The organism is Anditalea andensis, from assembly GCF_000714815.1.
Taxonomy (GTDB): Bacteria; Bacteroidota; Bacteroidia; order Cytophagales; family Cyclobacteriaceae; genus Anditalea; species Anditalea andensis.
The window spans coordinates 1-21,367 of sequence record NZ_JMIH01000015.1; the positions used below are offsets into that span (position 1 = coordinate 1).

The window sequence follows — 21,367 nt, forward strand, 5'->3', positions numbered from 1 at the left end:
GGACATCTATTACTACAGCCGATGGCCTGATTCTCAAAAACAGCAGTTCCCATTTCTTCCTATTCCATACCTCCTGTGAGGCAAATCCCTACCGTTACGGTTATACTTCACCTAGGTCCGATAATGTGTAAAAGCCGCTGGGAATAGCTATTTTAGATGCCTTCAAAGGGATCTGGATGGTTTTCGCGACTGTGAAAACAGTATACTGGATGATTATATCCCACAGTTTGGCAAATATTTCTATTTATTGTGGGACCTCGTAAAGGAAATTTGATTAAATATGGAAATAAAACATGGTTTATCAAACACCAGATTTTCTTTACTTAAATGCAAAACATAATAAACCTAAGAATAAAGATTTAAGCCATTATTATCTGATATCACTAGGCAATATTTGGTGGGTTATGAGGATTTAATTTGTTTAAGCATCAACTTCTTACAGCTATCAGATACGAAAATACACTCTCTCTCATTTCCATTTTAGAGAATAAAATTGCAGTTTTGCACAAATCAAATCGCATATGGCTGTATTATTTAAATCACTCCAATTAATCAAAGACGATAAAATCAGCGCACCTGCTGATTATTTTTTTGATAATCAATCAATCCGATTAGTTCATGGAAAGGATTCACCGGAGGCAGATCAGATAGATTGCACGGGACTATATGCCTCTAAAGGCTGGGTTGATTTAAAATGCTTTAATGGTGAGCCAGGATTGGAGCATAAAGAGGATCTTAATAGTTTGAATGAGTCACTTTCCCATAGTGGTTTTGTAAAGGCAGTATTACTTCCCAATACGCTTCCATCCGTACAAACCAAAAATGAGGTTTCGTTTATAAGAAACAAAAGTCAAAATTATTTTTCAGACATTGTGATTCAAGCTTCAGTCACGCTAAATAACCAAGGTGAAGACCTTACCGAAATATTGGACCTGCACCACCATGGGGTAAATGTTTTTGGAGATGGACTTTTGCCAATTTCCAACTCTGATCGGTTGATGAAAATTCTTCAGTATCTACAGAAATTTGATGGGATACTGTTTGATCATAGTTATGATCCTTTACTGGCCATTTTTGGTCAGATGCATGAGGGAAACGTTTCTACCCGTTTGGGTTTAAAGGGTATTCCTTCTTTAGCTGAAGAAGTGGCAATCCAAAAAAACCTTGAAATACTTAAATATGCAGGGGGCAATCTGCATTTCCAAACCATCAGTACTGCCGGTGCTGTACGCATGATCCGCGAAGCTAAATCGCAAGGTCTTTCTGTTACAGCTGATGTATCCCTGTATCAACTTTTGTTTTCAGAAAATGATTTGGTGACATTTGATACAAATATGAAAGTGGACCCTCCTTTTAGGGGTGAAATAGATAGAGTAGCTTTAATAGAAGGATTAATAGATGGGACGATTGATGCCATAGTATCTAATCATAGACCTCAGGATATGGATGCTAAACATTTAGAATTCGATTATGCCAGTCATGGTATGCTTGGCCTACAACCCTTTTTGGCAGGTTTAGCAAAGCTTTCAGTGGAACTGCCCTGGCCTCTATTAATAAGTAAGGTTACGTCCGGTCCATTAAAAGTATTGAGGGAGGAAGCAAAAGCGGATTTTTGGACCACTATGACCGTTTTTGATCCACAAGAAAAATGGGTATATGATAGAAATACAAATAAATCTTTATCACAAAACTCTCCGTGGTGGGAAAATGAGCTCCAAGGAAAGGTGAAATATGTTATTAATGGTTCTAAATTTTTACAATGTGATTGATAAATATATTGATGCAGCGTATAAATTTGGAGTTATAGGAGGGGCGTTGTGCGGAATAGCATTTTGGCTAATGTACCTCTTAGGAGCAGAACCAGTAGGCATGACATTAGTATTTGGTTATCTGATCACACCAATATTTGTATTTATAGGTGCTAAGAATTTCAGGGATAATTATAATAATAGAGAGATGACCTTTGGTCAAAGCATGACAGTAGGATTTTTTGTCTACACATTAATTGCTGTTATATCGGCCATTATTGTATACATCTCTCTTTTAATGACACCAGATGTATTAATAGATTACCGAGCAGTGAATTTACAGTTACTGGATGGGAAGAAAAGCGAATGGATAGACCAATTAAATGTGGAAGCATTTGAAACGACCAGGTTAAGTATAGCGCAGATGTCAGCATATAATGTAGCTATGAATGATTTTCTTCGAAAAATAATACCTGGCTTATTTTATACCATTATTATTTCCATAATTTTAAAACAAACTAAAGAGTAGTCTATGGTTAACTTGTCTAAAAGCTATGAGGTAGAAGGCGGTACTGGTCTTCAGGCTGCAATAAAAGCTGGCATTATAGTAGGACCCGTGTTACTAGCTATATATTATGTAGCTTATTTTATGGAGGTGGCATTACTTTCATCCTCATGGTTGGGCTTAGTTATGTTTGGTCTTGCTTTAGTTTTGGTAATGTATTTTAGTATAGCCCTTCGTAATGATTTGGGGGGATTTATGTCTTTCACAGTAGCGTTTCAGTTTGTGTTTATTACTTTCGTTATCAGTGGATTTATATCTACGATAGGAAATATGCTCCTCTTTCACGTCATAGATCCTGCTTTACCCGTGCTCTTAGCTGATGCCCAAATGGAAAACACTTTGGCAATTCTAGATAAAATAGGGGCCGGCAGCCAGCTTTCATCTAAACAATTAGCTGAAATGCAAACAGATCTCGAGAAAGGTAGATCATTGATCGGCTTAGCGCAGTCATATGGTATTTCGCTTATCATCTATGCCATCATATCTTTAATATTGGGGGCAATTGTAAAAAAGAGAGATAAAACTCTGCACTATCAATAGATATAAATGATTCAGATTTCAATAGTGATACCTGTGTATAATGAAGAAGAATCCCTGCCTGAATTGGTTCAATGGATAAACCGTGTCATGTTTGATCATGGTTATGCCTATGAAATCATTTTTGTAAATGATGGCAGTACAGATAGATCTTGGGAGGTAATCAATGAGCTTGGGAAACAAAACGGAAATGTAAAGGCCATCAGTTTTACCAGGAATTACGGGAAGTCTGCTGCACTTGATGTAGGGTTCAATAAGGCAATAGGCGAGGTAGTGATAACTATGGATGCAGATTTGCAGGACAGCCCTGATGAAATTCCGGGTCTTTATGATATGGTGTGTAATCAGGACTATGATATAGTTTCAGGTTGGAAAAAGCAACGGTTTGACCCTATTAGCAAAACTGTGCCTTCAAAATTTTTTAATGGGGTAACCAGTATCATTTCGGGTATACCGCTTCATGATTTTAATTGCGGTTTAAAAGCCTACAAAAATAAAGTCGTCAAGAACGTCAACGTTTACGGAGAAATGCACCGCTATATCCCATTAATAGCAAAGTGGAATGGATTTACCAAAATAGGCGAAAAGGTGGTTGAGCACCGTCCCAGAAAATATGGTTCTACCAAATTTGGTATGGAAAGGTTTATCAATGGTTTTCTGGACCTGATGTCAGTATCATTTGTAAACAGGTATAAAAAGAAGCCTATGCACTTTTTCGGTGCATTCGGAATTTTATCTTTCATAACTGGATTCTTGATAACGGTTTATTTGATTGTAGAAAAAATAAGGGGCTTGCGTCAGGGTATATTTGTTAGGGAGATAACTGACCAGCCAATGTTTTTTTTAGCTTTAGTGGCCTTGATTATAGGGGTTCAGCTATTTTTGACCGGTTTTTTGGCAGAGATGATGACTTCAAACAATGCCAGACGAACTGATTATAACATAGAAAAGGAGTTAAATTTTAATCCCTGATGTTATTCAGTATCATAATCCCGGTATATAATAGGCCTTATGAAATAAAGGAATTGCTGATGAGTTTACTACATCAACGATACAAATCCTTTGAAGTTATCATTATCGAGGACGGATCCACCATCCTATGCAGTGAAATAATAGCGGATTTTAATGATAAATTAGATCTTAAGTATGTCTATCAGGAAAACACCGGCCAGGGGTTTGCCAGAAATAACGGGATGAAGCTGGCTTCAGGAGATTTTTATATTCTGTTTGATTCAGACTGTGTCATTCCTCCAGATTATCTTGAAACAGTGTACCGCCACTTAACTCAGAGAAATCTGGAAGCATATGGTGGTCCTGACGCTGCGGATGCTACTTTTTCATCTGTTCAGAAAGCCATGAATTACAGCATGACCTCTTTTTTTACCACAGGTGGTATTCGTGGCAAAATGAAAAATCCAGGTAAATACCAGGCAAGAGGTTTTAATATGGGCCTATCTAAAGAAGCATTTGAAGCATCAGGAGGTTTTATAGATCCCAATCGGGCAGAAGATATAGAGCTGAGCATCCGGCTAAAAAAAATGGGTTTTAGATTAGAGTTGATCAAAGAAGCCTATGTTTACCATAAAAGGAGAAATACGGTGCTTTCATTCTTTAAACAAAGCCATTCATTTGGTAAAAATAGGGTGCATGTCAGCAGGTATCATTCCGAGGCCATCAAATTGGTACATCTGCTACCATTGGCGTTTTTAATAGGTATTTTATTTATTCCGTTGCTTTACTTTTTATTCCCTCTTTTATTTTCATTATCACTTTTTTTGATGGCGGGGTGGTGTTTGGCAATTTTTATAGGCTCAGCTTTAGAGAATAAAAGTTGGTACATAGGATTGATCACTGTGCCAATAGCGTTTGGACAATTATGTTCGTATGGAGCCGGGCTGGCTACAGAAGGTATGAAAAAATTCTTTTACAGTTAATATCCTTTTGTACAATAGAAAATAACTTCATTTTTTGGCAGGGCATATTTTTGAATGATTTCTGGGGACAATGTTTTGACATAATTGTTTTCTGTTACTTTTAGCCCAGACCGACTGATTCTTGATGCGTAATCTTTTCCGTATTTTCTCACGTGATCCCGTTGCCCAAATAGCCTTTCCTTTTCTTTGGGATCAATTACAGTTTTATCTTCGATCGTTTTTTCTATTTCATATACAGGTGATTGGATGATGGCCCATCCATTTGGCTTAAGGACCCTGTTGATTTCTGCACAAGACCTAATATCATCATCGACGTGCTCCATGACATGGTTACAAAACACCACATCAAATGACTCAGATTCAAATGGAATATCATGAATGTCCATCTTTACTTTAGCCAGGGGTGATTCCAGATCCGCAGTAATGTAATCTATATTTTCCAAAGCTTCAAATCTTTCTATAAAGCATATTTCAGGCGCTACATGAAGCACTTTAAGGGAGGCTGTAAAAAAAGTAGTCTGTTCTTTCAGAAATAGGTACATTAACCTGTGTCGTTCTAAAGCCAAACAATTAGGGCAGAGGGCATTTTCTCTAGCCTTTCTACCATAGGGAAGAAATTTTTTGAATGTGTGGTCACATACGGAACAGGAGACGCTGGTTCCCTTATAAAAATGAGCAATTACCCGTAAAAAGAAATGACTTACCAGCTGCAGGTATTTCCTCGGTATATACCGTATAACAAAACTTATGATAGATCTCATGTTTGTAAAAATAATATTTATAAGCCGCAATTTAATAAATCTTCTTCACAGCTTGTGTAAAATTAATTTTATCAGGAAATACCTCATTAGTCATATGTAGTAACCGTTTATACCAGTGGTAAAAAGGTTTTTTAGAAAAAAACTATATTAGTATATCATTTAAGGAATATTATCTTTATATTTCAATCTAAAAATATAGTTGGTCGTTGTACGTTTTGCGTATAGGGCAATATATTCTCTAGCTACGTTTTAAACTGAGAGAACAATGAAAAAGAAAATTTACCTTGCTATAGGTATCGGTGTATTTCTAATCATTCTGATATATTTAATATTAAGTCCTGGACAGGTTGGGGATGGTGCAGATATTATCGTGTCCACTAAAAAAGGGAGTTTTAGAGTAGAAATCACCACTACTGGAGAATTGAAAGCGCTTCGGTCGGTGCAGATCATGGGCCCTAGCAGAGCTAGAGAATTTAGGGTGAACCAGTTAAAAGTGGAAAATATAGTAGATGAGGGCACTGTAGTAAAAGAAGGTGAATTTATAGCCGCCTTGGATAAGTCTGATCTTTTTGGAAGGGTAAGTGATGCAGAAAATAACCTTGAACAGGTGAAATCACAATTTGAACAGGCTCAATTAGATACTGCATTAACCCTCAGACAGGAAAGGGATAATCTTATAAATCTTGAATATAATGTAGAAGAACAAAAGCTAGTATTGGACCAGTCCCAATATGAGCCCCCTGCCACCGTAAAACAATACGAATATAATCTTGAAAAGGCCAAAAGAGATTTGAGACAAGCTCAGGAAAATTATAAAATCAAATTTAACCAAGCACTGGCCAAAATGGCTGAAGTTTCAGCATCATTGAGAAAAGAGGAAAGGGATTTTGCCCAGATGCAGGCTATGCTGGAAGAATTCACTATATACGCGCCTCAGGATGGGATGGTAATATATGAAACTGGTTGGGATGGAAATAAAGTGGCAGCTGGATCCAATATTAGTGCATGGAACCCAGTAGTAGCTACCTTGCCCGATCTTACTGTCATGCAGAGCATCACCTATGTGAATGAAGTAGATATCAGAAAAGTAAAGGTGGGACAGGCAGTAGGCCTAAGTTTAGATGCATTTCCGGAAAAAAGGTTGACAGGAAAAGTAACCAGAGTAGCCAATGTAGGCCAGCAGCGTCCTAATTCAGATGCCAAAGTATTTGAAGTGACTATTTTGATCAATGAAAGTGATCCGGTCATGCGTCCTGCAATGACCACCAGCAATGCTATCCTAGCTGAAGAGGTACCTAATGCGCTATACATACCATTGGAAGCGGTGCATGTAGAAAGGGATTCTATTAATTATGTGTATTTGAACAATGGGTCTAAGCAGGAAGTGAAGTTGGGACTGGCAAATGCTAATGAAGTAGTGGTGGATCTGGGATTAAATGAAGGTGACAGGGTATATCTTTCTATGCCTAAAGTCGGAAGAGAACAATCTGTAAGAATGCTAAAAGAACTGGACGGCAAAAGAGGAAATGACCTGGTCAATACCGTATCAACTATAGACTAATGGTAAGTAAGCTTCATCATTCAATAAGATAATTAAGTGAACCAGAATAACCAATTTAAAACCAAACAACGTTTAACAGCTAATTTTTATATAGCATTAGAAGCCGTAATTGCAAATAGGTTACGGTCTTTGCTCACGGCACTGGGGATCATATTTGGAGTCGCTGCAGTGATAGCCATGCTCGCTATTGGTAATGGTGCCCAGCAGGAGATTATGGAGCAGATCAAACTGGTAGGAGTAAATAATATCATCATAGAACCGATAGTAAATCAGGTAGAGGATAGGGTGGAAGAAAATCCTTCAGGCCCTGGGATAGAAAAAAATAAATTTTCGCCTGGATTAAAAATGTTAGATGTAGAGTCCATTAAGGCGACCGTACCTGGAATCAAAAAAATCAGCCCAGAGGTCATATTGGATACCTATATCGTAAAGGACGGAAACAGGCGTTCTGCCAAATTAGTAGGAGTACTGCCAGTGTATTTTGACGTAACCAATTTTGGATTACAAGAAGGTAAAATGTTTACCAGTTCTAATTTATTGAAAGGAGATCCTGTATGTATCATTGGCAGAAGTGTTCAGACCAAGTTTTTCAGCAAGGAAAATCCTATAGGGAAAAAAATTAAATGTGGTAACCAGTGGCTGGAAGTAATTGGTGTAATGAATGAAAGATTAGTCTCTGATCAGAGCATAGCCAAACTAGGTATCCGTGATTTTAATATGGATGTATATGTCCCTATCCAAACGATGCTCGTCAGGTATAGAAACAGAGACCTGGTGACAGCTGGTGGTTTAACTGCTAATGGAGGAGGCAACAGTGTATTTTCTGTCTCTACGGATGAGGGAGCCAAAATAGGCAGCAGTCCTAAAAATTACCACCAGGTAGACAAATTGGTAGTGCAGGTAGAGCAGAGTAAATTACTGAATCCAACGGCAGAAGTTATCAGCAGAATGCTGGAGAGAAGACATTTTAACGTAATAGACTTTGAAATCACCATTCCTGAACTTTTGCTTAAACAGCAACAAAGGACCCAAAATATCTTCAATATAGTATTAGGTGCCATAGCAGGCATATCCCTGCTAGTGGGGGGGATTGGGATTATGAACATCATGTTGGCTTCGGTGATGGAGAGAATTAAAGAAATAGGGCTGAGATTATCTTTAGGGGCAAAAAAGTCAGATATCGTAAATCAGTTTTTGTTTGAAGCAGTGATGATCAGTGTTTCCGGTGGTGTTTTGGGGGTAATATTAGGTATAGCTTTGGCCGAAGCTGTATCCCGTGTCGGTGAGTTCCCTACTATCGTCACCTTGAGTTCAGTATTGATATCCTTCAGTGTAGCAGCTACTGTGGGATTGGTTTTTGGCATTGCCCCAGCCAGAAGAGCTGCAGAACAAGATCCAATAACCTCTTTGAGACATGAGTAATACGCAAAAATTCACATTTCTTTTTTGTCCATTTTTAATAATAACCTTCTTAGTGAATGCTCAGAACAAAGCTACATTTACCTTAGAAGACATAGTAGCAAGAGCGAAGGCTGAATCTCCTGCAGCGCTAAGGGAGGAAACTATCCGTGAAAACAGGTACTGGGAATACCGGCTGTTTAGGGCTGATTATAATCCCCAACTCAGGCTGAATGGTATTTTTCCACAGTACCAGCAGGCGTTTAATAGGGTGGAACAGCCAGATGGTACTTTTGCCTTTGTACCTGTTCAACAAAATTTGGTGGATTTAGAACTAGGTTTACAGCAGGTCATAAGTCCTACGGGAGGTATGCTTTCTGTTAATTCAAGTACACAGCGTTTTGATAATTTTAGGCCTAGACCTGGATCACCTCAGACCCTTTGGAGTGGTGTGCCGGTCAATATCAGATTAGAGCAGCCTATATTTGCCTTCAACCGGTTCAAATGGAACAGGAAATTGGCTCCTTTGCAGTATGAAGAGAGTAAGCGTGACTATGTAGAAGGGATGGAAGAGGTGAGCCAGAGAGCAGCACAGTTGTTTTTTAGTTACCTTATAGCTCAGGTCGATCTGGAAATTGCAGAAAAGAACTTGGTCAATACAGAAGAGATCTATAAAATAGAAAGAGGAAGGTATGAGATAGGTACTACATTTGAAGATAAATTGCTGCAGGTAGAATTACAGGTACTACAGGCGAAGCAGGCCAGGGCACGGGCACGACTAGATATGGAAACATCCGCACTAGGTTTAAGGTCTTTTATTGGTATCAATGAGACAACAGAAATCAGTCTCATACTTCCAGATCAGATTCCAGAATTAAATGTAGATGTAGATCGCGCTATTGAACTTGCTTTCCAAAATAGGGCTGATGCCTTAGGGTTTGAAAGAAGGGTGATAGAGGCAGATGCAAACGTGGCACAGGCCAGAGGGGATAGGTTTCAGATGGATATAAGGGCTAGCTATGGTTATAACAACGCAGCCCTTAATTGGTCAGATATATATGCTGATCCGAATACCCAAGCATTGGTAAATATGACACTGAGCGTGCCTGTATTGGACTGGGGTAGAAACAAAGCCAGGATGGAAGTATCCAAGGCGAATAAAAGACTGGTAGAGTATACTGTTCAACAAGATGTCATTAATTTTGAAGAAGAAATATTCACCAGGGTGAAAAATTTCAATATGTTAAAAGATAGATTGGAAATAACCAAAACCTCGGATCAGGTGGCTGATAAAAGGTATGAAATAGCTCGTAACAGGTACCTGAGCGGAAAAGTGACGATAACTGACCTTAATATAGCACAGCAGGAAAAGGATACTAACCGGAAGGAATTTGTAAATTCTTTAAGGGAATACTGGACAGCCTATTATTATTTGAGACAGCTCACACTTTATGATTTTCTAAACGATCAACTGCTTTATGTGCCGGAATAAAAATGTGTCATATAATGGTCAGGGTTTAATGTCATCCTGACCATTTTTTTTGGAAGCAGGCAGTCTTTTTGATTTTTTTAAAGCTTCATGTATGATATATTCGATCTGCCCATTGGTACTCCGGAATTCATCTGCTGCCCATTTCTCCACAGCTTTCATCAGCTTCTCGTCTATCCTAAGTGCAAATGGTTTTTTAGCGGGCATATATTATTTATACTTTATGGATTTAAATTGTTCTATGGCTTTAGAAGCTTCATCAGGTTTATAAGTTCCAAGAATGAATTTTTTGTTTCCAGAAATAACTTTTATGCCATACCTACCTCCGGTGTTGTAAAGCCATGAATCAAAATTATACCTTATGCCCCATCCCCCAAATTCCCTAAGAGAGTGGTATTTTATGATTTTTATATCTTGAATCTCATCAGTAGAGTATGTTTTCCATGTGTTTATAAAAGGTATGTATCTAAACATTAGTTTATTATGGTCTATTCTCACCTGCATTCTTATAGATGATATAAGTATAATTACAGCGCAGAGAACCAATACAAATACCCAAATCCCATTCGAAATTCTATTTCCGAAGAAAGAAACAAGGGGTGCTAAGAGAAATATGGATAAAGAGAAAATCATTATCACCCATATGAATACTTTTTTAAATTTTTGATTTTCATTGAAAATATAGTCAGCCATATTTTTTATTTGTTTAAATATTTTCTGCTATAGCCTTTTATTGGTTTAGTGTACCTACGTTCACGACTGGACTTGCGTTTTTATCAGAGCAGAGCACTACCATCAGGTTACTGACCATTGCTGCTTTTTTCTCCTCCTCGAAATCAATAATGCCTTTTATCTTCAGGTCTTCCAATGCCATTTCTACCATGCCTACTGCACCATCAACTATCTTTCTTCTAGCTGCTACTATAGCGGTAGCTTGCTGTCGCTGCAGCATGGCGGATGCTATTTCCGAAGAATAAGCCAAATGGGAAATCCTTGCTTCGATAACCTTTATCCCCGCATGTTTTAATCTGTCAGATATTTCGGCTTCCAGAGAGTGATTAACCTCCTCTACACCTGATCTTAAGGTCACCTCCGCTTCAGGGGCTTCAAAATCATCATATGGATAAAGCCCTGCCATTTTTCTTACCGCAGCATCTGCCTGTAAGTGAACAAAGTTTTCATAGTCCTGCACATCAAAGCTGGCTTTGAAGGTGTCTTCCACCTTCCATACCACTATCGTGCCTACCATTACCGGATTCCCGATTTTATCATTTACCTTAAGGGGTTTGTTTTCAAAATTCCTAACCCTCAGGGATATTTTGTTTCTGGTCATAAAGGGGATTACCCAAAAAAAACCAAACGCTTTAACAGTGCCTTTATATTCCCCAAATAAAAGGAGTACCATAGACTTATTGGGTTCTACTATAAAAAATCCAGGTAGGGTAAAAATAAACATCAAGCTTGAAAATAACCCTAAGAAATGCATATCTGAAGTGAAAAAGAAAATACCTAGTCCTAAAAACAACAAGGCAATCAATACCATAAGGTATCCTGAAACTGGTTTTGTGATTTTTTCCATATTATTATGATGTTAAAATGATATCATTTCAATATACGAAAAGATTCTATAAAAGGATTTGAAATTGGGAAAAAATTACAATCAATTCGAGCATACTCTTTTAGGGAAGCTTCAATTGATTACGGAAACGGATGTTAAGGTATCAATTAGCGGTGCCAAATGATAAAGAAGTAAACCCCGATTACAGGAAGAAGCCTACTATGTTTCAAATATTTTTATGCGGGAAGAAGAAAATATAAGATTTATACTTTATGATTTATATCTGGTCGGAATATTGCATTAGATATTATGATTTTTTGCCTGCACGATGGTAGCTAAAATTTAGACTAACTGGATTTAGAAAACTTTTCAGTGCTGTATAAAAATAACAAGCAGAGTGAAATATAATTACAAGAAAAAAATAACATGGAAGATAAGAATTATCAAAATCAGGTGTGGCCGGGAAAACCCTATCCACTTGGTGCAAATTGGGATGGAGAAGGGGTGAATTTTGCTCTATTCAGTGAAAATGCTACTAAAGTAGTCCTGTGTTTGTATGACTCGAAAGATGAAAAGGAAAATGCACAAATACAACTTACTGAACATACTGATCAGGTTTGGCATGTATACATACCGGGAATTAGGCCTGGCCAGCTATATGGGTATAGGGTATTTGGTCCATGGGATCCAGAAAATGGAATGGTATTTAATGAAAACAATCTATTGCTAGATCCATATGCCAAAGCTATCAATGGAAGTATAGATTGGAGCGATGCTATGTTTGGATATCCTGTCCAAAATCCGGATGAAGACCGAAACCTTTTAAAAACCACCTCTGATAGTGCCAGTGGAATGAATAAATCTATTGTAATAGATAATTCATTTGATTGGGAAGGAGATAAATTACCGAATACTCCACTGCATAAATCTATCATTTATGAGTTGCATGTGAAAGGATTTACCGCTTCACATCCTACTATAGACCCTTCCATCCGTGGGACTTATAAAGCTTTGGCACATCCTGAAGTCATTGGCTATTTAAAAAAGTTGGGTGTTACTGCTGTAGAGCTGTTGCCTGTTCACCAGTTTGTCAATGACCGCCATCTGGTGGAGAATGGATTAAGCAATTATTGGGGGTACAATTCTATTGGGTTTTTTGCGCCTCACTTTGCTTACTCTTCCGCAGGATCTGCTGGTGAGCAAGTAGTTGAATTTAAAGAAATGGTCAAAGCGCTCCATAAAGAAGGCCTTGAAGTAATATTGGACGTAGTGTATAACCATACCGCTGAAGGTAATCACTATGGACCTACGTTAAGTTTTAAAGGTATTGATAATGAAGCATATTACCGTTTGGTGCCGGACAATAAAAGGTACTATATGGACTATACCGGTACTGGAAATACCCTTAATATGTTACACCCCAGGTCGCTACAGTTAGTAATGGACAGTTTGAGGTATTGGATCACTGAAATGCATGTGGATGGATTCAGATTTGATCTTGCTTCCACGCTTGCGAGAGGACTGCATGAGGTAGGAAAACTTTCTACATTCCTGGATACTATACATCAGGATCCTATTATTTCCCAGGTAAAACTCATAGCGGAGCCATGGGATGTGGGAGAAGGAGGCTATCAGGTAGGTAACTTCCCTGTACTTTGGGCAGAATGGAACGGTAAATACAGAGATAGTGTGCGTCGTTTTTGGAAAGGTGACGAAAGTCAGGTGCATGAGCTGGCTTACAGACTTAGCGGATCTAGTGATTTATATATGCTAAACGGACGCCAGCCATCAGCAAGTATCAATTTTATTACCGCCCATGATGGGTTTACCCTTAATGACCTTGTCAGCTATAATGAAAAGCACAACGAAGCAAATAAGGAAGGTAACAATGATGGAGAGAGTAATAATGAAAGTTGGAACTGTGGGGTAGAGGGACCTTCAGATGATCCTGAAATCAATGCCATTAGAGAACAGCAGAAAAGAAATTTTATGGCTACACTTCTGTTAAGCCAGGGGGTCCCCATGATTAGTATGGGAGATGAATATGGAAGGACACAGCACGGAAATAACAATGTGTATTGTCAGGATAATGAAATAAGTTGGTTTAACTGGGATTGGGAAGACAAGCACAAAGAATTTTTTGATTTTACCAGAAGCCTTATCGCTTTCACGCATGATAAACCAGTATTTCATAGAAGAAGGTTTTTTCAGGGAAGGCACATTTATGGTCAGGATGTAAAGGATATTCGTTGGATACGTACGGATGGCAAAGATATGACTGATGAAGAGTGGAATTCTTCCTATGTTAGAACACTCGGAATGCTGCTAAACGGGAAAGAAATGGATGAAGTAGATGAAAAAGGCAATCCCGTAAAAGGAGATGTTTATTTTATAATGGTCAGTGCATATTGGGAAGCGATTGAATACAAGCTACTTAAATATGGATCCGATGTGGAGTGGGAAATCATATTAGATACCGCAAATCCTTCGGGGTCATTTAAAGGTAAAAGTGTAAAAAAGAACACTTATTCTGTAAAGCCAAGGTCTTTGGTGATGTTGAGGCAAAAGGAGGATTGAAACTATCTATACAAAAAAGGAGCTATTTAGCTCCTTTTTTTGTGTGTGAGGCATGGTTATCACGTTATAGGGTGCAAGTCCCGGACGAGAGTGGCAGTATCGTTAACCAATATCAAGGGTGCCGTGGGCGACTGCAAATCTGAAAGAAGCTGGCGGCAAATGTTCGGTCCTAAGGACAGGAATTTCATATAAGGAGGGTATGTGTGGGTGATGTTGCAAAAGAAACTAAAGCCCTTTAAGAGTAAGATTACGCTTATGTTTATGGAAAGAATTGAAAATGTGTAGTACACGGGTTTTCAACCTATTGAAATTAAAGGTGGCTAAACAAATTCATATGAATGGGGAACAATAGCAGAGATTATTGCCGGGGGCACATAGTCCGATACTCTGTACCACACCTAACAATGCATATTCCACCAAGCTGGGATACACCGGATTTTACAGCATTTACAGCCGGCTGACCTATGAAAAGCAGCCACTATTATTTTAACAAACCGCCGTATACCGAACGGTACGTACGGTGGTATGGGAGGTCGAAACGGAAAATAATCCCGTTTCTCCTATCCTATTTTAGCATATATAATCACTATGTTTTTTTTTTTGATAGTCAGATGATGCTTAATTTGAACGCTACCTGTTTAAGTCCTGTCTAACAACACATTATTTTTGAAATGGATAAATATTTTAAAAACTGTTTGATCAATTTAATAATATTAAACTTGCCCTAGATGTTTTTCATATGAAATAGAACAGTTTGTAAATGGGAATGATGTCTACATCTTTAGTAAGATATATTTTTTACGTTGGCCATTTTTATTTACATAAAGCTATATTGCACCACTTTAATAGTGTCCTGATAAGGGAAGCGTATGGTTATTAAATTGAAACTTATGCGGTTGGATGGTTATTTATCTCAAGCTTATATTTATAAAGCAGTTCTTTTATTGTTTTTACTCGGCTGTACTCGGGAGCATAGAGAGTATATTCATAGTGACGAGGAGCAGGAAACAGCCAGACTTCAAGAATTAGCCGAAATGGATTTAATACTAGATGGGCACCAGTTAGCAAATGCTTACTGTAATGTGTGTCATATCAAACCAGAGCCTGATTTATTGACCAAAAACGTTTGGAAAGGGAATGTGCTTCCAGATATGCGAAAGAGAATGGGATTACTTTATCCCCATGAATCAAAATCTATTCCTGGTACAATAGAAGCTAAGATTTACCATGATCACACCTATATTAGTATAGAAAATTATGCTAAGATTGAGGAATATTATGTTCAAAATGCTCCTGAACAACCCCTGCCTCAAAATCAGCATCAGGAGATTCTATTAGGTATACCTGGGTTTGAATTAGAATCACCGGACTTTCCTTATAAAAAACCATCGGTCACTACCATGTTACGTAAAGGAGAAAGGGATAATTTGATACTATTGGGAGACAGGCTGAATAGCTTATATGTCATAGATCATAAAAATCAAATAATATTAGATTCGATCCCCATTGATAGCCCTGCTTCCGACATTAGGTTAAAAAAATCTAAAGGTTTTGACCTACTTACTATGGGGAAAATGGATCCATCTAGTGAAGCCATAGGAAGCTACTGGGATTATTCAATTTTAGGTGATGATAAAATTGATTCTAAAAAATTAATTAATAGTCTGAACAGACCTGTGAATTTTTCATTTGCGGACCTTAATCAAAATGGGCATGAAGATGTGGTTATCAGTAATTTTGGTAATCATATGGGGTCTTTATCCTGGTATGAAAAAAATGAAAGTGGATATCAGGAGCATGTTTTAAGAAATCATCCAGGGGCACGAAGATCTATCATTAAAGATATGAATGGAGATGGTTTGCCAGATATTGTTGTTTTGATGGCACAGGCAAAGGAAGGCGTTTATATATTTTATAATAAGGGGAGTGGGCAGTTTAAAGAGGAAATGGTTTTACAATTTCATCCATTGTTTGGTTTAAGCGATTTTGAATTGGTGGACTTTAATGGTGATGGACATCTAGATATTTTATTAACCAATGGAGATAACGCAGATTTGTCCGCTATTTCAAAAAATTATCACGGTGTTAGGATTTTTTTAAATGATACAAAGAATCATTTTGATGAAAAATGGTTTTTCCCAATGTATGGAGCATCCCGGGCGGTAGCGGGGGATTTTAATGGGGATGGGAATATAGATATTGCTGCCATTTCTTTTTTTCCGAATAAAGCTCAATCTCCTCGACAGGATTTTCTTTATTTTGATAATGAAGGAGATTTTAATTTTAAACCATATGCATTAGATGTACCACTAGATGCGAATTGGCTTATTTTAGAAAAAGCAGATATAGATGGGGATGGGGATGAAGATTTATTGCTGGGCTCTTTTAAATTTAGTGATATGAAATCATTTGGTTTTGCTTTAAGTGAATTTAATGAAAATTGGAAACCTTATTATATATTGAAAAATCAGTTTGTAAGGTAATTAAAAGATATACTACTGAGACTTTATCGTTTACAAATGTTAGGTTTATTATCAGGGGAGGGCTTATTGACTCAGGTGAAAATGATAATAAAAACCCTTCGAGGTTTCAGCTCAAAGGGTTTTTTGGTTTAAAGCAAGTTTTGACTTTGTGAATTACAAGAACTGGCCTTAGTCCATATTGCGTATCATTACTGTATTTCCAGGTTCGGATTTATATAATTTTTGTGAGTAATAAAATTAAAGGAATATTTTACGTCAGCATGGCCCCGTCCACCTGGATCACTTGTCCAGAAATATACGAGCTCAAATCTGATCCTAAGAAAACACAGGTATTGGCGACTTCATCCGGCTGTCCACCACGCTTCATTGGAATGGCATCTCTCCAGCTCTGTACTGTTTTTTCATCTAATACCCCGGTCATTTCAGTTTCTATAAAACCAGGAGCCACGGCATTGCTTCGGATGTTTCGAGAGCCCAATTCAAGGGCAACTGATTTGGTGAATCCAATGATGCCTGCCTTGGAAGCGGCATAGTTGGCTTGGCCTGCATTTCCTTTGATGCCAACCACCGATGTGATATTGATGATGGAGCCTGCTTTGGCTTTCATCATGGTGCGTGTGGCTGCTTTTACAGTGTTAAAACAGGACTTAAGGTTGATGTTTATCACCTCATCCCAGTGCTCTTCGGACATTCTCATCAGGAGGTTGTCTCGGGTGACACCGGCATTATTGATTAGGATGTCCAGTCCGCCAAATTCACTGACTACACCACTGACGAGGTCTTCGGCAGCTTTAAAATCAGAAGCATCGGATCTGTACCCTTTGGCTTTTATACCAAATTCAGCCAGTTCTCTTTCCAATGCTTCACCTTTTTCTACGCTGGATAAATAGGTGAAAGCTACATTGGCCCCTTCTTCTGCATATCTGATAGCTATAGCTCTGCCTATTCCTTTGGATGCGCCAGTGATCAGCGCGGTTTTTCCGGATAATAATCCCATATATATTCTGGTTTAAAATGTCTATTGATCACTCAAAAATAAGGATTTAAATTAAAGAATGGAATTTTTACTTATTGGTATCATATAGGCAGGCATAAAGGGTATATCTCCCGACTGTGCGCTTATATGGTAAGGTATCTATCTACCTACAAATGCCAATCCTATCACTTATTCCGGCTAAGCGTTATTTACCTGTTAACTATCAGAGAACTTATGTACCAAATTTTTTTCTGTGGTCAAAAAGCTTATTTTTGCATAGCTTAATTGATATAAATAATAAATTAAAACATATATGTCTTCAACTAAATTCGATGTTATAGTAGTGGGTAGTGGCCCGGGTGGTTATGTAGCAGCCATTCGCGCTTCCCAGCTGGGTTTAAAAACTGCTGTAGTGGAAGCCGCTGAATTGGGTGGTATTTGTCTTAATTGGGGCTGTATCCCTACCAAGGCTTTGTTAAAAAGCGCTCAAGTTTTTGAATACATTAACCATGCAGCCGATTACGGTATTCAGGTTGGCGAACCAACCGCTGATTTTGAAGGCATGGTCAAGAGGAGCCGTGGGGTAGCCGACGGTATGAGCAAGGGCATCCAGTTTTTACTGAAGAAAAATAAAATCGAACAGCTTCTAGGCTGGGGCAAGATTAAGCCCGGTAAAAAAGTGGAGGTTGAAAATAAGGAAGGGGACAAAACAACCTATTCAGCAGAACATATCATCATCGCCACCGGTGCTAGGTCAAGAGAGCTTCCTGCTTTGAAGATCGACAATGAAAAAATCATAGGTTATAGGAAAGCAATGACGTTGGAAAAACAACCCAAGAGCATGGTTGTGGTAGGTTCAGGTGCCATTGGGATTGAATTTGCCTATTTCTATAGGGCTTTGGGCACTGAAGTGACCGTAGTGGAATTTTTGGACAGGATAGTGCCTAATGAGGATGAGGAAGTTTCTAAAACTTTAGAAAAAGTCTATAAAAAAGCTGGAATGAAGATCATGACCGGCACTGAGGTAACGGGTGTGGATACCAGTGGCGAAGGCTGCAAAGTGACAGTAAAAAGTAAAAAAGGAGAAGAAACTATTGAATGCGATATCGTTCTTTCCGCTGTAGGCATTGTAGCCAATATCGAAAACTGTGGGCTAGAAGATGTAGGTATACTTGTGGATAGAGGAAGGGTCAAAGTAGATGAATACTATAAAACCAATATGCCTGGTTACTATGCTATAGGTGATGTGATCCCTGGACCTGCTTTGGCGCATGTAGCATCTGCAGAAGGGATCATATGTGTGGAAAATATAGCAGGACATCATCCGGAGCCACTGGATTATAATAATATTCCTGGCTGTACTTATTGCACTCCAGAAATATCTTCTGTAGGATATACAGAAAAAGCAGCCAAAGAGGCAGGCTATGAAATCAAAGTGGGTAAATTCCCCTTTTCTGCCTCTGGTAAAGCTTCGGCTTCGGGTGCTAAGGATGGATTTGTCAAACTGGTATTTGATGCGAAATATGGCGAACTTTTGGGTGCCCATATGATAGGTAATAATGTGACAGAAATGATAGCAGAGATAGTAGCTATTCGTAAACTCGAAACTACCGGTCATGAACTCATTAAGACTGTTCATCCGCACCCTACCATGTCAGAAGCTATCATGGAAGCTGCCGCTGCCGCATATGATGAGGTAATTCATTTGTAATACTCGTCTGATTGTTTTAATATTATAAGCACAAGGTCTTAAATTCGGCCTTGTGCTTTCTTTATAGGGATAAAATAACCTATTAACACTATACTTTTGGAAGAAGAACAGTTAATTGCCGGCCTTAAGGCTCAAAACCGGCAATCGGTAGAATACCTTTACGATAAGTATTCCAGAGCACTCTTTGCTGTAATTTCGCGTATAATTGCGGACAGAGATATTGCGGAAGAAGTTTTCCATGATGCTTTTATTAAAATTACCAAAAAAGTAGACGGCTATGATGAATCTAAAGGACGGCTTTATACATGGATGGCCATAATATGTCGCAATGCGGCCATAGATAAATTGAAGTCAAAGGAATATTCCCAAAAGGGTAAGACCAATTCAATAGATGAGATCGTATATGGATTAGGTGATGATTCCGGTACATTAGACCGAGTTAATGGTATCGGTGTGAAAGAGTTGCTTACAGAATTGAATGAGGAGCAAAGATTTTTAGTGGATTGCATCTATTTTAAGGGGTACACCCATTCCGAAGTTTCTGAGCAATTTGCTATTCCTTTAGGAACGGTCAAATCGAGAATACGTGCAGCAATCAATGTTTTAAAAAAGAATTTAGATAGGATCTAGTGGATATTCAATCTTATATATCGTCAGGAAAACTTGAACTCTTCGTATTGGGAGAGTTGAGTGAAAGGGAGCGGGAGGAAGTTATCCGCTTAGCAGCAAAGTATCCAGCCATAAATGAGGAACTTAGGTTAATAGAAGAAGCCATTTTGGCATTTGACAATAAATCAGGGGCATCGCCAAGTGAGGCTGTGAAAAACAAAATTTTTGAAAGTTGGGAAGATGAACAGAGACACGTACTAAGGCAAGGGGATGATTTTTCTGATAAATCAAGTTCTATTGTAGCTTTGCAGCCATGGAAAAACTTTGCCATAGCAGCATCTATAGCAGCCATTATTGCTTCAGTTTTTGCTATATACTATGCCAATAGATATTTTGATGTGGAAGGTAGGTATATGGCATTAGTACAGGACCAGGCTGTGATGGCAGAAGAACTGGATGCTTTTAGGGTTAATATTGAACAGGCAGAGGTGACCTTGGAAACTTTACTAGCGGGTGAGTTTTCAAAAGTGCCAGTAAGGGGAGAAAGTTTTGAAGTGCAGACGGATGCCAATGTAGTGGTTTGGTGGGAACAAAGTTCCGCCCAAGTATATGTATCAGTAGAAAACCTATCACCTTTAGGAGATGACCGGGATTATCAGCTATGGGCTATAGGTGATGATGGTCCTATTGGTATAGGACTGATCAATCCAGGCCAAAGGCTCAGTTTGCAACAGATGCAGGAAGTAACAGAAACAGGGGCATTCGCCATCACCATCGAACCCAAAGGAGGTAGCGAAAGCCCAAATCTGGAGCAGCTGGTAGGTTTGGGGCCTGTGGGGTAAAATTATAGTTTAGTAAATACATCATAGTCAGTTATATATAATAGTAAGGGGTACTATTAAGTTCTGAACTATTATTATAAAATAATAGTAAAAAAATTTGTAATTATATTTTATTTTTTTTAGTTTCATATAATCATTTTTATCGATAAATTTTTGATTGGGTTAAATTGTCCTACCTGTATAATTACAAATGGATTATTAATTATTTAAACAATGAAAAATTCATTAATTATTTTAGGAGTATTCTTTCTAGTGATAGGGTTCCCTATATTGTCTCCAAGTATGGTAAATGCTCAATCCTCTTCTCCATGTGGCATGTTGGTGATAATGACGGATGTGATGTATACGACTGTGGGAGTTATATCATGTGGGCATGTGGTTCTGATGGAGGTATGAATGTATGTGGTGTAGAGTAGGGACCAATTAAGTGAATCAAATTTATTACTCAATACGATACAGCGCTGTATTTTTAATTTAGTTGTTATTTTTTCAATAGGAATCTCTTCTTGTAATCTTAAAGAAGAGATTCAATTGATTTTAGTGAATTTGATATAGTAATTAATCAATCTATTAAATTAAATGATATTAAAGGATTTTATCAGATACTTGATAAAGTGG

Annotated in this window: 19 protein-coding genes; 14 read left to right on the top strand and 5 right to left on the bottom strand. The window is 38.1% G+C overall.

Annotated features, from left to right (window positions below; all coding sequences use genetic code 11):
* Positions 1-521 precede the first annotated feature (521 nt).
* From EL17_RS07410 to EL17_RS07430, 5 genes are read left to right on the top strand one after another with little or no spacing between them, the layout of a single operon-like run.
* Complete coding sequence (locus tag EL17_RS07410) at positions 522-1,769, top strand: dihydroorotase (protein WP_035072236.1); 1,248 nt, start codon at positions 522-524, stop codon at positions 1,767-1,769.
* Entirely contained in the window at positions 1,762-2,277 is a 516-nt protein-coding gene (locus tag EL17_RS07415; protein WP_240485949.1) for a DUF4199 domain-containing protein, read from the top strand. The genes EL17_RS07410 and EL17_RS07415 overlap by 8 nt, the downstream gene beginning before the upstream one ends.
* 3 nt (positions 2,278-2,280) lie before the next feature.
* Positions 2,281-2,853 (top strand): DUF4199 domain-containing protein, encoded by a 573-nt coding sequence (locus EL17_RS07420; RefSeq protein ID WP_051719866.1) that lies wholly within the window; start codon positions 2,281-2,283, stop codon positions 2,851-2,853.
* Between the two features lie 6 nt (positions 2,854-2,859).
* Complete coding sequence (locus EL17_RS07425) at positions 2,860-3,822, top strand: glycosyltransferase family 2 protein (RefSeq protein WP_035072238.1); 963 nt, start codon at positions 2,860-2,862, stop codon at positions 3,820-3,822.
* A complete protein-coding gene (locus EL17_RS07430) occupies positions 3,822-4,784 on the top strand; it encodes a glycosyltransferase (protein WP_035072239.1) in 963 nt (320 codons plus the stop codon). The genes EL17_RS07425 and EL17_RS07430 overlap by 1 nt, the downstream gene beginning before the upstream one ends.
* Here the strand turns inward: EL17_RS07430 and EL17_RS07435 are convergent.
* Positions 4,781-5,545 (bottom strand): class I SAM-dependent methyltransferase, encoded by a 765-nt coding sequence (locus EL17_RS07435; protein ID WP_035072241.1) that lies wholly within the window; start codon positions 5,543-5,545, stop codon positions 4,781-4,783. The genes EL17_RS07430 and EL17_RS07435 overlap by 4 nt on opposite strands.
* A gap of 265 nt (positions 5,546-5,810) precedes the next feature.
* Here EL17_RS07435 and EL17_RS07440 point away from each other — a divergent pair, with 265 nt between their 5' ends.
* The 3 genes from EL17_RS07440 to EL17_RS07450 are packed head-to-tail and all read left to right on the top strand — an operon-like array spanning position 5,811 to position 9,996.
* Positions 5,811-7,106 carry an efflux RND transporter periplasmic adaptor subunit gene (locus EL17_RS07440; RefSeq protein ID WP_035072243.1) on the top strand — a complete coding sequence of 432 codons (1,296 nt, stop codon included), beginning with the start codon at positions 5,811-5,813 and terminating at the stop codon, positions 7,104-7,106.
* A 36-nt stretch (positions 7,107-7,142) separates the two neighbouring features.
* Positions 7,143-8,528, top strand: a complete 1,386-nt coding sequence (locus tag EL17_RS07445) for an ABC transporter permease (RefSeq protein WP_035072245.1) — start codon at positions 7,143-7,145, stop codon at positions 8,526-8,528.
* A gap of 52 nt (positions 8,529-8,580) precedes the next feature.
* On the top strand, positions 8,581-9,996 hold the full coding sequence (locus EL17_RS07450; protein WP_240485950.1) for a TolC family protein: 1,416 nt from the start codon (positions 8,581-8,583) through the stop codon (positions 9,994-9,996).
* A gap of 18 nt (positions 9,997-10,014) precedes the next feature.
* Here the strand turns inward: EL17_RS07450 and EL17_RS07455 are convergent, their stop codons facing one another.
* The 3 genes from EL17_RS07455 to EL17_RS07465 are packed head-to-tail and all read right to left on the bottom strand — an operon-like array spanning position 10,015 to position 11,572.
* Positions 10,015-10,200, bottom strand: coding sequence for a hypothetical protein (locus EL17_RS07455; RefSeq protein WP_035072249.1), 186 nt, complete (start codon positions 10,198-10,200; stop codon positions 10,015-10,017).
* 3 nt (positions 10,201-10,203) lie between these two features.
* Positions 10,204-10,686, bottom strand: coding sequence for a hypothetical protein (locus tag EL17_RS07460; protein ID WP_035072251.1), 483 nt, complete (start codon positions 10,684-10,686; stop codon positions 10,204-10,206).
* Between the two features lie 37 nt (positions 10,687-10,723).
* Positions 10,724-11,572 (bottom strand): SPFH domain-containing protein, encoded by an 849-nt coding sequence (locus EL17_RS07465; RefSeq protein ID WP_035072253.1) that lies wholly within the window; start codon positions 11,570-11,572, stop codon positions 10,724-10,726.
* Positions 11,573-11,977: 405 nt separating this feature from the next.
* On the opposite strand from EL17_RS07465, the gene glgX reads away from it, so the two are divergent.
* Together glgX and EL17_RS07475 are read left to right on the top strand one after the other, a co-directional pair.
* Positions 11,978-14,128, top strand: coding sequence for a glycogen debranching protein GlgX (glgX, locus tag EL17_RS07470; RefSeq protein WP_035072255.1), 2,151 nt, complete (start codon positions 11,978-11,980; stop codon positions 14,126-14,128).
* Positions 14,129-14,997: 869 nt separating this feature from the next.
* Complete coding sequence (locus EL17_RS07475; RefSeq protein WP_051719867.1) at positions 14,998-16,611, top strand: FG-GAP repeat domain-containing protein; 1,614 nt, start codon at positions 14,998-15,000, stop codon at positions 16,609-16,611.
* A 250-nt stretch (positions 16,612-16,861) separates the two neighbouring features.
* On the opposite strand, the gene fabG is transcribed toward EL17_RS07475, so the two are convergent.
* Complete coding sequence (fabG, locus tag EL17_RS07480; RefSeq protein WP_035072257.1) at positions 16,862-17,608, bottom strand: 3-oxoacyl-[acyl-carrier-protein] reductase; 747 nt, start codon at positions 17,606-17,608, stop codon at positions 16,862-16,864.
* Between the two features lie 292 nt (positions 17,609-17,900).
* Between fabG and lpdA the strand changes: the two genes are divergently transcribed.
* From lpdA to EL17_RS23455, 4 genes are all read left to right on the top strand, one after another.
* Positions 17,901-19,298 (top strand): dihydrolipoyl dehydrogenase, encoded by a 1,398-nt coding sequence (gene lpdA, locus EL17_RS07485; RefSeq protein WP_035072259.1) that lies wholly within the window; start codon positions 17,901-17,903, stop codon positions 19,296-19,298.
* A gap of 96 nt (positions 19,299-19,394) precedes the next feature.
* Entirely contained in the window at positions 19,395-19,928 is a 534-nt protein-coding gene (locus EL17_RS07490; RefSeq protein WP_035072261.1) for an RNA polymerase sigma factor, read from the top strand.
* Positions 19,928-20,749 (top strand): anti-sigma factor, encoded by an 822-nt coding sequence (locus EL17_RS07495; protein ID WP_035072263.1) that lies wholly within the window; start codon positions 19,928-19,930, stop codon positions 20,747-20,749. The genes EL17_RS07490 and EL17_RS07495 overlap by 1 nt, the downstream gene beginning before the upstream one ends.
* Positions 20,750-20,962: 213 nt before the next feature.
* The gene (locus EL17_RS23455) at positions 20,963-21,145 is read left to right on the top strand and encodes a hypothetical protein (protein WP_164675001.1); all 183 of its coding nucleotides are present in this window, start codon (positions 20,963-20,965) and stop codon (positions 21,143-21,145) included.
* Positions 21,146-21,367 lie beyond the last annotated feature (222 nt).

What these genes read in the sequence shown, in the direction of transcription:
- EL17_RS07440 (WP_035072243.1), top strand. Translation starts at nt 5,811, where the DNA reads ATGAAAAAGAAAATTTACCTTGCTATAGGTATCGGTGTATTTCTAATC.
- EL17_RS07420 (WP_051719866.1), top strand. Translation starts at nt 2,281, where the DNA reads ATGGTTAACTTGTCTAAAAGCTATGAGGTAGAAGGCGGTACTGGTCTT.
- fabG (WP_035072257.1), bottom strand. Translation starts at nt 17,608, where the DNA reads ATGGGATTATTATCCGGAAAAACCGCGCTGATCACTGGCGCATCCAAA.
- EL17_RS07460 (WP_035072251.1), bottom strand. Translation starts at nt 10,686, where the DNA reads ATGGCTGACTATATTTTCAATGAAAATCAAAAATTTAAAAAAGTATTC.
- EL17_RS23455 (WP_164675001.1), top strand. Translation starts at nt 20,963, where the DNA reads ATGAAAAATTCATTAATTATTTTAGGAGTATTCTTTCTAGTGATAGGG.
- glgX (WP_035072255.1), top strand. Translation starts at nt 11,978, where the DNA reads ATGGAAGATAAGAATTATCAAAATCAGGTGTGGCCGGGAAAACCCTAT.
- EL17_RS07425 (WP_035072238.1), top strand. Translation starts at nt 2,860, where the DNA reads ATGATTCAGATTTCAATAGTGATACCTGTGTATAATGAAGAAGAATCC.
- EL17_RS07465 (WP_035072253.1), bottom strand. Translation starts at nt 11,572, where the DNA reads ATGGAAAAAATCACAAAACCAGTTTCAGGATACCTTATGGTATTGATT.
- EL17_RS07410 (WP_035072236.1), top strand. Translation starts at nt 522, where the DNA reads ATGGCTGTATTATTTAAATCACTCCAATTAATCAAAGACGATAAAATC.
- EL17_RS07455 (WP_035072249.1), bottom strand. Translation starts at nt 10,200, where the DNA reads ATGCCCGCTAAAAAACCATTTGCACTTAGGATAGACGAGAAGCTGATG.
- EL17_RS07435 (WP_035072241.1), bottom strand. Translation starts at nt 5,545, where the DNA reads ATGAGATCTATCATAAGTTTTGTTATACGGTATATACCGAGGAAATAC.
- EL17_RS07475 (WP_051719867.1), top strand. Translation starts at nt 14,998, where the DNA reads ATGGTTATTAAATTGAAACTTATGCGGTTGGATGGTTATTTATCTCAA.
- EL17_RS07430 (WP_035072239.1), top strand. Translation starts at nt 3,822, where the DNA reads ATGTTATTCAGTATCATAATCCCGGTATATAATAGGCCTTATGAAATA.
- lpdA (WP_035072259.1), top strand. Translation starts at nt 17,901, where the DNA reads ATGTCTTCAACTAAATTCGATGTTATAGTAGTGGGTAGTGGCCCGGGT.